This window comes from Pannonibacter carbonis (assembly GCF_003012935.1).
Taxonomy (GTDB): domain Bacteria; phylum Pseudomonadota; class Alphaproteobacteria; order Rhizobiales; family Stappiaceae; genus Pannonibacter; species Pannonibacter carbonis.
The window spans coordinates 24,252-35,648 of the sequence record NZ_PUDR01000026.1 but is presented as its reverse complement, the minus strand read 5'-3'; the positions used below and the strand labels follow the sequence as shown (position 1 = coordinate 35,648).

The following is an 11,397-nucleotide window of genomic DNA, read 5'->3' as shown; positions in this document are numbered from 1 at the left end:
GAAACACGCTATTCTCATGACGCATGACATTGACCTCCTGCCCGTGTCCAGACCGTCGCTAAACGCCTGAACACGAGTAGAATCAATGTCATGCACCTTGTCCAGAAACTTAAACCGGACAGCAGTGGCACAAGGCGGGGATCCTGCCGGCACATCGAGTCTCGTCGCTCCTGCGCAGGCAGGAGCCCAGTAACCTGTCGAGCTGATTGTGTTTTGATGTCTTTGCGTCACCAGTTCTGCGCCGTCTACTGGACTCCTGCCTATGCAGGAGCAACGAGCAGAGGGGCATTGCCGGGCACACACCAGCATCACCACGGATGACATCTGCAGCGTCAGGCGATAGCGTCACGCCGGGAATTGCTCTCGCCTGGAGAAGCCGTCATGGGGTTCTGGATTGTCATTGCGGCGCTGGTTGCGGCCGCGCTTTATCTCATCGCGCTCTACAATGGCCTCGTGAAGAAGCGGCAGATGGTTGAAGAAGGCTGGAGCGGCATCGACGTGCAGCTCAAGCGCCGCTCTGACCTGATCCCGAACCTTGTCGAGACGGTCAAGGGCTATGCCAGCCACGAGAAGGCGACGCTTGAGGCCGTCACGGACCTGCGCGGTGCCGCCTCCCGTGTGCCGGCCGGCGACGTTGCGGGACGCGCTGCGGTGGAAAGCCAGATTTCCCAGGCGCTGGGGCGGCTGTTCGCGGTGGCCGAGGCCTATCCGGACCTGAAGGCCAGCGACAATTTCCGCGAGTTGCAGGCAGGCCTCGACAAGGTCGAAGATGCGTTGCAGATGGCGCGGCGCTACTACAATGGCGCCGTGCGCGGTCTCAACGTCATGGTGGAGAGCTTCCCGTCCAATCTGGTCGCCGGCAAGTTCGGTTTTGCCAAGGCCGAGTATTTCGAGATCGAGGATCCGGCCGACCGCGCGTTGCCCAAGGTCTCGTTCTGACAGGTCCCGCCATGCGCTTGTTTCCGGCCATCCGTCTCGCCGCGCTGTTCGTTGCTGTTGTCGTTCTGCTGGGCAATGCCTTGCCCCTGGCCGCAGCCGAGCGCATCATCCGCTTCACCTCCACCATCGCGGCCAGCAGCAATGGCAGCTTGCGCGTGACGGAGGTGATCGAGGTCGAAGCGGAAGGCCGGGAGATCCGGCGCGGCATCTTCCGCGATGTGCCGCTGCTGTTCGAGATGGAGGGCGGCCGCATCGCCCGGGCCGGTTTTGACCTCGTCTCGGTTGAGCGCAACGGCTCTGACGAGCCCTATCAGGTCAATTCCAGCGACAGCGGCGTGCGCATCCTGATCGGCCAGGAGAGCGTGTTCCTCGACCATGGCCGCCACACCTATCGCATCGTCTATGACACCACCCGGCAGATCCGTTACTTTGCCGAGGCGGACGAGATCTACTGGAACGCCACTGGCAACGAATGGGCCTTCCCGATTGAGCAGGCGACCGCCCGCGTGGTGCTCCCCGAAGGGGCCGGCGCCCTGGACTGGACCGCCTACACGGGCCCCTATGGTGCCGATGGAGCGGACTACTCTGCCTATGCCGAGAACGGCGGGCAATCCATCGTCTTCACCGCCACCCGTCCGTTGCAGCCGCGTGAGGGGTTGACCGTTGTCGTCGGCCTTGAGAAGGGCGTCATTTCCCCGCCGGGCGATGCCGAGGCTGTGCTGTATTTCCTGTCCGACTATCGCAATGAACTGCTGGGCGGCGCCGGGCTGATGGTGGTCCTGATCTACTACCTCGTCACCTGGTGGCGCGTTGGCAGGGATCCCAAGCCCGGCGTGATCTTCCCCCGTTTTGAGCCACCGAAAGGCCTGTCGCCGGCATTGGTGCACTACATCGAGCATCGCGGCTTTTCCGATGGCGGCTGGCGCGCCTTGACCGCGGCCTGTCTCAACCTGGCGGTCAAGGGCCGGTTGCGGCTCGACACCTCGGGCGACGATCTGCGCATGGAGGCCCTTGCCGCGCCGACGCAGGCGCCCGGCACGGCGGCGCTTGCGCGCAACGAAAACGTGACGCTGAAATGGCTGACGGGCAGGGGCGGCGATGTCACCATCAACAAGGCGAATGGCGAGTCGGTCCAGAAACTCGGCAAGCTGTTCCGCGCCTCCGTCGAGCGCGACGGGCAGGACGCCTATTTCCGGCACAACACCGGTTTCCTCGTCGTCGGCGTGGTGCTCAGCGTGCTGACCATCGCCTCGATCATCTTCTTTGGCCGGATCAGCGAGCTCGACATGATCCTGCTGGTTCCGGTCGTGATGGTCGGCGGACTGCTCAGTTCTGTGTCTGTGCTGATCGGCAAGGCGCTGATGCGCCGGGCCAAGCTGGCAACCCGCCTGGCCGCCGTGCTGGTCAGCTTTGCCATCGGCTCCGCCCTTTATGTTGTCCTTGGTCATGTCGGGCTGTCGCTGGTTATGGAGACGCCGCTGCTGCCGTTGCTGGCAACCGTGCTGCTCGGGCTCAACCTGTTGTTCTTCCGGCTGATGGGGGCCCCGACGGCGCTGGGGCGGCAGGTGCTCGATGAGATCGAGGGGCTGCGCATGTATCTGGAGGTCGCCGAGGCCGAACGGATGAACATGACCGGCGTGCCGCTGATGAGCCCGCAGCATTTCGAGACGCTTCTGCCCTATGCGGTAGCCCTGGATGTGGAGGAGCCCTGGTCAGAGGCGTTCCAGACCTGGCTCGGCACGGCGGCCGGGGCGGCAGCTGCGGCCAGCTATCATCCGCACTGGACCAGCGGCAGCTTCGATCCGGCGTCTTTCACCCGGGATCTCGGAGGTACGGTGGACGCCATGTCCTCGTCCTTCACCAGTTCGCTTCCCGCGCCCAGTTCATCCAGTTCCGGCTTTTTCAGCGGCGGGGGTGGCGGTGGCTTCTCGGGCGGCGGCGGCGGCGGCGGTGGTGGCGGCGGCTGGTAAGGCCTGGCTCAGCCGTAACCTGGCATCAGGGCCCTTAGGGCAGGGCGCGCTTCGCGTTGGCCGGGGGTATGCCAGTTTCGCCCGCTTGACGTCTCTCGCCGGTAGCACTGAGCGCCTGGAATAGCGCCTCGACGTCGGCCCCCGGAACAGCGGCCGAGAACAGGAATCCCTGGCCGAAACGGCAGCCCTGAACATTCAGGGCATCGATCTGGTCCTTCTCCTCGATGCCTTCCGCCACCGTCTCGATGCCCAGTCCCTGCGACAGGCCGAGAATGGCACGCACGATGGCGGCGCTTTCCTCGTCGATGGACATGCGGGCGATGAATGACTGGTCGATCTTCAGTGTGTCGATGTGGAATTCACGCAGGTATCTGAGGCTCGAATGCCCGGTGCCGAAATCGTCTAGCGCGATCTTGATGCCAGCGGCCGACAACTGGTCAAGGATCTCCTTCGCCGTCTTCGGGTCGCGGACGAGCGAGTTCTCGGTGATTTCCAACTCCAGCCGGCGCGGGGCAAGGCCTGTCTGGCCAAGGATGGAAATGACTTTCAGCGGCAGCATCCGGTCCTGCAACTGAACCGGCGAGATGTTGAACGACAGATACGTATCGCTCGGCCAGTTCACGGCAGCGGCACAGGCACAGCGCAGCAGATGCTCCGTCAGTTCCGGCATCAGGCCGCAATCTTCCGCAATTGCAATGAACTGGGCTGGCGGCACCGTGCCGAAATCCCGGTCGGTCCAGCGCGCCAGTGCCTCGAAACCGACGATCCGGCGGCTTTTCAGGTCGAGGATCGGCTGGAAATGCGGTTGGATGGCCTGTGACGAGATCGCCACCCGCAGCCGTTGTTCCAGCAGCGTCCGGTGCAGGATCGCCGCATCCATCTCGACTTCAAAGAAGCGGAACGTTGCCCGGCCGGAGGTCTTGGCCCGGTACAGCGCCACATCGGCGCGGCGCAGCAATTCGACGATGGAATAGCCATTGTCGGGAAACACGGCGATGCCGATCCCGCTGGAAATGCTGACCTGCCGCTCGCCAACGACAAAGGGCTCCTGAATGCGGTTGAGCAGCCGCCGGGCAATGCCCGTGGCTGCATCCTTGTTCTCCAGCACCGGAGTGATGATCGCGAATTCATCGCCGCCGAGGCGAGCCACCAGCCCGTCATCCCCGACGGTTTCCACAAGCCGGTCGGCAAACTCCCGCAGGATCTGGTCGCCGAAACTGTGGCCATAGACGTCATTAATGGGCTTGAACCCGTCCATGTCCATCATCATCACGGCCCGGTATTCGTCCGGATCCAGGAGATGGACCATGCCGGGGAAGGCCTGTTCCAGCCGCCGCCGGTTGGGCAGGCCGGTCAGCGCATCATGTTGGGCCAGCGCCATGGCGTCGACAGCCGCCGCTTCCTGCCGTTCCGCCTCCGCCCGAAGCCGCCGCATACGCCAGAGCGCCAGGGCCAGCCCTCCGGCAATGGTGCCGGCGACCAGGGCTAGAAAGGAGTCTGTGATCCAGAGTGAGGGACCGGAACGGAGCCGGAGTTCACCCAGACGTGGCAGCAACCAGAAGAATGTGATTGTCGTGACAAGTGCAACGACAGGTAGAAATGACAAGGCAATTGCGCCCGCCAACGACCTGTTCTTCACGACGACAAACCACCACAAATTCTTCAAGCTCATGACACCGCACATTTCACAACCTTCGGACAACTTAAGGCATTTTTCTTGCGAAACAGTGAAGTGCGGTCTCTTTCATTCTGAGCGGAGATTAATCAGGTCCTGCCCAATATTAACTGTGCACTGCAGCAGGTGGCGGATTACTTGACATGCTGCAGTCCCATTCCGGGGCATGTCTGTTTTGCAGGGGGGTGACAACCGGCCTGCGAGTTGGTAACGGACAACGCCTGTTGTTGCTGCGCGCATCATGTCCCGATGCGGCAGGACCTCCCCTCTAGCGAAGGCTTTGCACCACGATGCCCGATCTCCTGCTTGAGCTGTTCAGCGAGGAAATCCCCGCCCGCATGCAGCGGCGCGCAGGCGAGGACCTCAAGTCGCTGCTCACCAACGCGCTGGTTGAAGCGGGTCTGACCTACGAGGGTGCCAAGTCCTTCTCCACGCCGCGCCGTCTGGCGTTGCACATCGCCGGTCTGCCGGCGGCGTCCAGCCCGACCCGCGAAGAGAAAAAGGGCCCGCGCGTCGGCTCGCCCGACCAGGCGATCCAGGGCTTCCTGCGCGGCGCCGGCCTTGCCTCGCTGGACGAGGCCACCATCCAGAGCGATCCGAAGAAGGGCGACTTCTACATCGCCGTCATCGAGAAGCCGGGCCGCCCGACGGCGGAGATCATCGCCGAGGTGATGCCGGGCATCATCCGCACCTTCCCCTGGCCGAAGTCCATGCGCTGGGGCTCGGGCTCGCTGCGCTGGGTGCGTCCGCTCAAGTCGATCATCGCCACCTTCGGTCCGGAAACGGAAGAGCCGGACATCATCGACTTCGAGGTCGATGGCATTCGCGCCGGCAACGTCACCCGTGGCCACCGCTTCCACGGCAACGAGGACTTCACCGTCCGCCGCTTCGACGACTACATGCCGAAGCTGGAAAAGCACAAGGTCATCCTCGACGCCGACCGCCGCAAGGACGTCATCCTGCATGACGCCCGCAACCAGGCCATGGCGCTGGGGCTGGAGCTGGTCGAGGACGAGGGCCTCTTGGAAGAAGTCGCCGGCCTCGTCGAATGGCCGGTCGTGCTCACCGGCACCTTCGAGGAAGAGTTCCTGACCATCCCGGACGAGTGCATCCGCCTCACCATCCGCGCCAACCAGAAGTGCTTCGTCTTGCGCAATCCGGCCACCGGCCGCCTTGCCAACCGTTTCGTGCTGACCTCCAACCTGATCGCGGCCGATGGCGGCACCACCATCATCACCGGCAACGAGAAGGTCATCCGCGCCCGCCTGTCCGACGCCCGCTTCTTCTGGGAGACCGACCTGAAGACGAAGCTGGAGGACAACCTCGCCAAGCTCGACGGCATCGTCTTCCACGAGAAGCTCGGCTCGCAGGGCGAGCGCGTGAAGCGCCTTGAAGCCCTCGCCGCAGAGCTTGCGCCTGCCGTTGGCGCCGATGCCGATCTTGCCCGCCGGGCCGCGCGTCTGGCCAAGGCCGATCTCGTCACCGGCATGGTCGGCGAGTTCCCCGAGCTGCAGGGCCTGATGGGCCGCTACTACGCCACGCACCAGGGCGAACACGCCTCCGTCGCGACCGCCATCGAGGACCACTACCGTCCGCAGGGCCCGTCCGACCGGGTGCCGTCCGATCCGGTGGCCATTGCCGTCGCGCTCGCCGACAAGCTCGACCTGCTCGCGGGCTTCTGGGCCATCGACGAGAAGCCGACCGGCTCCAAGGACCCCTTCGCCCTGCGCCGCGCCGCCCTCGGCGTGATCCGCATCATTCTCGACAACGGCCTGCGCCTGAACCTCGGCGCGCTGATCGAGGGCATTATTGCCGCGCGCGTCGGTGCCGGCGCTGCTGCTGCCCTGCGTGACGACCTCCTGTCCTTCTTCGCAGACCGTCTCAAGGTCCATCTGAAGGAAGAGGGCGCCCGTCATGACCTGATCGACGCCGTCTTCGGCCTTGGCGGCCAGGATGATCTGCTGATGGTCGTGCGCCGCGTCGAGGCGCTGGGCCGGTTCCTCGCCACCGAGGATGGGGTCAACCTACTCGCCGGCTACAAGCGTGCGATGAACATCCTGAAGGCGGAAGAGAAGAAGGACGGCACCGCCGTCTCCGGCCGCCCGCAGGCGGATCACTTCCGCGAACCGGCCGAGATCGCACTCGCCAGCGCCATCGACACGGCCCGGGCCGGTGTGGCCGAGGCGCTGAAGGGGGAAAACTTCGAGGCTGCCATGGAGGCGCTTGCCGCCCTGCGCGGTCCGGTCGATGCCTTCTTCGCTGACATCCTCGTCAACGCCGACGACGCGGCCCTGCGCCTCAACCGCCTGCGCCTGCTCGCCGAAATCCGCGACACCGCCGGCCTCGTCGCCGACTTCTCCCGCGTCGCGGGCTGACCGCGACCTGAACCTGGCTGAGGCCTCTCCGCCCCCCTCCCCCTCGTGGGGAGGGGTGAGGGGTGGGGGGGGGGGAATGCAGCGCGCATCCCTGGGGGATTGTGCTTGGGTGTCCAGGCGGCTATCCGTTTCGTCAGCAAAAGGGAGCTGTAGAGAATGAGCCGCTTCTGGTCCTCCGCAGTGCACACACTGGAACCCTATGTGGCTGGCGAACAGCCAAAGGTTCCAAACTTGGTGAAGCTGAACACCAATGAATGCCCGTACGCTCCCTCTCAGCGGGTGCTTGATGCGATAGCTGCTACGACAGACAGCAGCCTTCGGCTTTATCCTGATCCGGCGTCTGCCGATCTTCGTCAGGCAATTGCCGCCCGCTTTGGCCTGACATCGGAAGAAGTTTTCGTTGGCAACGGATCGGACGAAGTGCTGGCCTTCGCCTTTGCTGGCCTTCTCAAGCACGACGCGCCGCTCCTACAGCCGGACATCACATATAGCTTTTACAAGACCTATGCGCGTCTGTTCGGCATCACAGTCGAAGAAGTCCCGCTTGATGCCACATTTCGTGTCGGTATAGCGGACTACAATCGCCCCTGCGGTGCCATCGTTCTCTCCAATCCCAATGCACCAACCGGAACCGCCCTGCAGCTTGACGAAATTGAAAAGCTTGTCAGAGGTCATCCCGATCAGGTCGTGTTGATCGACGAAGCCTATGTGGATTTCGGGGCCGAGACTGCTGCGTCACTTATTCCGCGCCATGACAATCTGCTGGTGGTGCAGACATTTTCCAAGTCCCGGGCGCTCGCAGGCCTGCGGGTTGGCTTCGCGCTTGGCCAGCGGCCGCTGATCGAGGCATTGGAGCGGGTGAAGGACAGCTTCAATTCCTATCCCTTGGACCGGCTTGCCCAGGCAGCTGCCAAAGCCGCCATAGAGGATGAGGCCTGGTTCCTGGAGACATGTGGCAAGGTCATCGCTAACCGGGAAATGATCACAGCGGAGCTTCGTTCGCGCGGGTTCGAGGTTTTGTCCTCTTCGGCCAATTTTGTATTCGCACGCCACCCGGCCCATCAGGGGGCTGACCTGGCGAAGCGTCTCCGCGAGAAAGCGGTCCTGGTGCGCCACTTCAACAAGACTCGCATTGCCGACTTCGTCCGCATCACCATTGGCGCAACCGAGGAATGCCGTCAGTTTCTGAAGGCAATTGACCAAATATTGTGACGGGTGGAAATCCGCGACACTGCCGGTCTCGTCGCCGACTTCTCGCGCGTCGCGGGCTGATGCAGCCAATTCGCCGCAGCGCCCCTCTCCCCCCTTGAGGGGGAGATGCCCCCGTCAGGGGGCAGAGGGGGGTGTTGGCCTGTCGGTCGGCTTAGACGGTGTATTGTGCATGAGCGCTGCAGACCCCCCTCTGTCTGCTGACGCAGACATCTCCCCCTCAAGGGGGGAGAGGGGCGGAGAGGCTCAGCCTCGTGCAAGCCTGAGCCCCCTCAGTTCCACGCGCCCGCATAGGTCTTGTAGAAGATGTGCAGGCCGACCTGGCCGCGCTTGGACATCTGGCTGGCCCAGCGGGGGCGCACATAGGTGGCGTGATAATGGGTCGAGGCGTCGACCATGCGCAGATACTGCGTCCCGGCGACGAGATCCTTGGCCAGCCGCTGCGCCCGCGCCCAAGGGGCACCTTCACTCACACGGTCCGGAATGTCGTCGCAGGCAAAGGAAAACTGGCAGCGGTTGCGCTTGTGCCGGTTCTGGTAGACCACCTCGCAGACCGTGTCCGGATAGGCCGGGTTCTTGACCCGGTTGAGCACCACCTGGCCAACGGCCACCTGGCCTTCCTCACTCTCGCCCCGCGCTTCGAAATAGATCGCCTCCGCCAGGCAACGCAATTCCTTGGCTTCATGGACGGACGGCGGCAACGGCCGCTGCGCCCACCAATGCGGGTTCTTCGGATCCTCCGGCGGCGGCAGGTCGTCTTCATACTGCGCCCCGAACAGGGCATTGAACGGGTCGCGCGTGTCCACCGCCGTCTCCGGCGCATAGGCTGAAACCAGCGAGAAACTGGCGGCGGCGGCATTGCGCGCCATCATGACCTGCTGCAGGTCCATCGGCGCTGCCTCGCCCGGCTTGCCGCGCCGGCTGGATTTGGAGGCTGCGGCAAACTGTTTGGTTTCTGCCTGGCTCATCGGCTCCGGCTTGACGAAGGCCACGCGTGGCAGCTCTTTCTGCGTCTCGGTGCCGATCAGGCTGGCCAGCGCATAGACCGAGCCTGAGGCCTGGTCCAGCATCGCCCGGTCGGGGGCCATGGAAATGTGCCGGTCGCCCTTGAGATCACGGTTGATGCGGATTTCTTCCGGGATTTCGGTCGGTAGTGCCTCGCGGACAACCTCGTCCAGGCCGCGGATGACGCTGGACTGGATGCCTTGCTCTGCGGTGACAACGGACGGATCGGGTGCTGTGCCTCGCCCGGCGCCGGCATCGGCCAGCACCAGCGTCGGCGCGATCACCATCGGGGCGGCCGAGGATTCCAGCGAGGCCATCCATTCGGGTCGCTTGCCGCCCTGTGTTGCCACAAGATCCGACACGTCCTGCACGGCCAGGGGTTGGGAAAGCGCCAGAAGCGCGAAGGGCGTCAGCGCGAGGGCGTGACGCAGGCGGTAGCGCCGGCGCGGCCGGACCGGCTTTCCGCAAAGATACACGGGGCCAAACATACGCAACGCCACTCCGACAGGCCCGGTCCCGCCGGGGTCACTTGTGAAGGGGATCTTTCCCCAATAGCTGCATTTGACTGTGCCGGCTTAACCTTGAGGTTCCGTTAATGGCCGCGCGACCCCAGCGTTCCGCTGCGTCGGTTTTGCTGAAATGCAAGAAACACGGTTAAGAACTTGGCGGAAGAACGGAGGCGCCGTCAGCGCCCGCCGACGCGCAGGCCCGGGGCAGGGCGCTCCTTCAGCACCTCGCGGCGGAAGCGGAACAGCGCCGCCGGGCGTCCCCCGGTCGCCGTCGAGGTGGCTCCGGTCGGCTCCACCATCTCGGCATTTTCCACCAGCCGGCGGAAATTCTGCTTGTGCAGATGCCGCCCGAAGATCGCCTCGACGGTCTGCTGCAATTCGGTCAGCGTGAAGGTGTCGGGCATCAGTTCGAACACAACGGGACGGTACTTCAGCTTGCCGCGCAGGCGCGACAGGGCGGTGGCCAGCACCCGCCGGTGGTCAAAGCGCATCGGGCGGCCGAACTTGGGCAAGTCCGGACAGGCCAGCGCCTCCGGCCGCCGGTCACGCAAGGCCTCTTCCAGCAACCCGGCAGAATAAAGCAGTTCATAGCGATCCAGCGCCCGCTCCTCGTCCCAGGCGCTGCCGTCCTCGCCAAAGGCCAGCCGGATCCGCTCCTCGCGCTTCAGCCCGCCCACCGGCTGACGATCCGGTGTCCGTTCGGCTGCCGCCTGAAGCGCCGGCAGGATCTCGCCGTCAAGCAGCGCCGGACGGCCGTCGCGCCAGTCCTCCCAGGGGAAAAAGTCATACCAGGACCGCCAGGACGAGTGATGCCGCGCCAGCACCTCCTCGTTGTCGGCACTTGGCCGGGTCAGCGCGAGATAGCCGACGGAGACCACATGCGGGCCGGTGTCGCCGACCGTCATGTGCCGGCCCCGGTCGCCGAAAGTGTAGAGTTGCTCGACATAGCCGATGCCGAGCGCCGTCTGTTCCTCGACCCAGGACCTGAGCCCGATCTCGAAGGTGCGGTGATGCAGTGGATCGAAGGGACCGAAGGGCAGGCCGTCTGGCTCTCCTGCGGCAAGGCCCGCCACGGCCAGCACCTGTGGCACAGTGCCGTTGACGGAAACGATGACAGCATTGAGGCCGATTTCGATGGTGGCGGAGCCGCTGGTCATCTCGGGCCTCGTCTCCATGTCAGCCGACCGGCATTTCGAAGGGGGTTCCTTCAAAGGCATCGGCGCCGCGCCCGATGCCGCGCACGCCGTCGATCATGCGCCCGTTGCGGCCGAGGATCTTGTCGGCAAAGGCCACCAGCCGGGCATTGGGTGTGGCGGACGGCGCGCGCCGGCGCAGTTCCTCGGCAAGTCCGATCTCGTCCGCGCCGGGGTTTAACGTGCAGGCGGCGATGTAGGCTCCAGCCGTCGACCGGCTGATGCCGGCCCAGCAATGGATGACCATCGCGCCCTGCCGGTCCCAGGTTCGCACGAAGCGGATGAACTCGGCGACATGGGCCTCTGCCGGCGGCACCAGACCATCCACCGGCGTGATGATGTCATTGAAACCCAGGAACAGGTGACGTTCCGCTGCAATCCTGTCCGGCCGTGGCACATGGGTGTCGGCATTGATCAGGCTGACCAGATGGGTTGCCCCGGTCCGGTCGACCGTTTCACTCAGGCGCGCGAGAGAACACACATGCAACATCGTCAGGCTATCCGGTTCCGCTTGTCTTGACC

Annotated in this window: 8 protein-coding genes; 4 read left to right on the top strand and 4 right to left on the bottom strand. The window is 64.4% G+C overall.

The genetic code is table 11. From position 1 onward, the window contains the following. Positions 1 to 381 precede the first annotated feature (381 nt). Positions 382 to 939, top strand: a complete 558-nt coding sequence (locus C8348_RS21710; protein WP_106755398.1) for a LemA family protein — start codon at positions 382 to 384, stop codon at positions 937 to 939. A gap of 11 nt (positions 940 to 950) precedes the next feature. After that, entirely contained in the window at positions 951 to 2,909 is a 1,959-nt protein-coding gene (locus tag C8348_RS21705; RefSeq protein WP_106755397.1) for a DUF2207 domain-containing protein, read from the top strand. 34 nt (positions 2,910 to 2,943) lie between these two features. Here the strand turns inward: C8348_RS21705 and C8348_RS21700 are convergent, their stop codons facing one another. Continuing rightward, on the bottom strand, positions 2,944 to 4,581 hold the full coding sequence (locus C8348_RS21700) for a putative bifunctional diguanylate cyclase/phosphodiesterase (RefSeq protein ID WP_208983858.1): 1,638 nt from the start codon (positions 4,579 to 4,581) through the stop codon (positions 2,944 to 2,946). 293 nt (positions 4,582 to 4,874) lie between these two features. Between C8348_RS21700 and glyS the strand changes: the two genes are divergently transcribed. Further along, entirely contained in the window at positions 4,875 to 6,959 is a 2,085-nt protein-coding gene (gene glyS / locus C8348_RS21695; RefSeq protein WP_106755396.1) for a glycine--tRNA ligase subunit beta, read from the top strand. Positions 6,960 to 7,115: 156 nt separating this feature from the next. Beyond that, on the top strand, positions 7,116 to 8,171 hold the full coding sequence (gene hisC / locus C8348_RS21690; RefSeq protein ID WP_106755395.1) for a histidinol-phosphate transaminase: 1,056 nt from the start codon (positions 7,116 to 7,118) through the stop codon (positions 8,169 to 8,171). A 269-nt stretch (positions 8,172 to 8,440) separates the two neighbouring features. On the opposite strand, the gene C8348_RS21685 is transcribed toward hisC, so the two are convergent. From C8348_RS21685 to C8348_RS21675, 3 genes are all read right to left on the bottom strand, one after another. Beyond that, positions 8,441 to 9,661, bottom strand: coding sequence for a cell wall hydrolase (locus C8348_RS21685; protein WP_106755394.1), 1,221 nt, complete (start codon positions 9,659 to 9,661; stop codon positions 8,441 to 8,443). 197 nt (positions 9,662 to 9,858) lie between these two features. Further along, on the bottom strand, positions 9,859 to 10,839 hold the full coding sequence (locus tag C8348_RS21680) for an NUDIX hydrolase (RefSeq protein WP_106755404.1): 981 nt from the start codon (positions 10,837 to 10,839) through the stop codon (positions 9,859 to 9,861). A gap of 19 nt (positions 10,840 to 10,858) precedes the next feature. Then, on the bottom strand, positions 10,859 to 11,365 hold the full coding sequence (locus C8348_RS21675) for a tyrosine phosphatase family protein (protein ID WP_198647183.1): 507 nt from the start codon (positions 11,363 to 11,365) through the stop codon (positions 10,859 to 10,861). Positions 11,366 to 11,397 lie beyond the last annotated feature (32 nt).

Excerpts from the sequence above, each read along its gene's own strand:
- C8348_RS21710 (WP_106755398.1), top strand. The coding sequence starts at position 382 with ATGGGGTTCTGGATTGTCATTGCGGCGCTGGTTGCGGCCGCGCTTTAT.
- C8348_RS21705 (WP_106755397.1), top strand. The coding sequence starts at position 951 with ATGCGCTTGTTTCCGGCCATCCGTCTCGCCGCGCTGTTCGTTGCTGTT.
- C8348_RS21700 (WP_208983858.1), bottom strand. The coding sequence starts at position 4,581 with ATGAGCTTGAAGAATTTGTGGTGGTTTGTCGTCGTGAAGAACAGGTCG.
- glyS (WP_106755396.1), top strand. The coding sequence starts at position 4,875 with ATGCCCGATCTCCTGCTTGAGCTGTTCAGCGAGGAAATCCCCGCCCGC.
- hisC (WP_106755395.1), top strand. The coding sequence starts at position 7,116 with ATGAGCCGCTTCTGGTCCTCCGCAGTGCACACACTGGAACCCTATGTG.
- C8348_RS21685 (WP_106755394.1), bottom strand. The coding sequence starts at position 9,661 with ATGTTTGGCCCCGTGTATCTTTGCGGAAAGCCGGTCCGGCCGCGCCGG.
- C8348_RS21680 (WP_106755404.1), bottom strand. The coding sequence starts at position 10,839 with ATGACCAGCGGCTCCGCCACCATCGAAATCGGCCTCAATGCTGTCATC.
- C8348_RS21675 (WP_198647183.1), bottom strand. The coding sequence starts at position 11,365 with ATGTTGCATGTGTGTTCTCTCGCGCGCCTGAGTGAAACGGTCGACCGG.